The 220-nt window shown below is 72.7% G+C and carries 1 pseudogene; it reads left to right on the forward strand.

Annotation, left to right across the window (positions count from 1 at the left end):
- Positions 1-218, forward strand: a pseudogene (locus G5A07_RS21945) (cobalt-precorrin-5B (C(1))-methyltransferase); the annotation flags it as partial.
- Positions 219-220 lie beyond the last annotated feature (2 nt).

A 220-nucleotide genomic window follows, 5' to 3' on the forward strand; every position in this document is an offset into this window, starting at 1 on the left:
GTGCCAGCACCGCGCTACAGGACAGCATGCGCGCCGCCAACACCAGCCAGCAGGCGCTGGCCCAGGCACACGCCGAAGGCGTGGCCCTGGGCGATGCGGTCTGCGCCCACGCCCTGCGCTTCGCCCGCGGCATCGTGCCCACCGAGGTGGCGCTGGAAGTCTTCGCCATCGACCGCCAGGGCAACCTGGTCGGCCAGGCCTGCGAGGAGCGCCGATGAAG

The sequence above is a fragment of the Stenotrophomonas sp. AS012628 genome, assembly GCF_010608305.1.
Classification (GTDB): domain Bacteria; phylum Pseudomonadota; class Gammaproteobacteria; order Xanthomonadales; family Xanthomonadaceae; genus Stenotrophomonas; species Stenotrophomonas geniculata.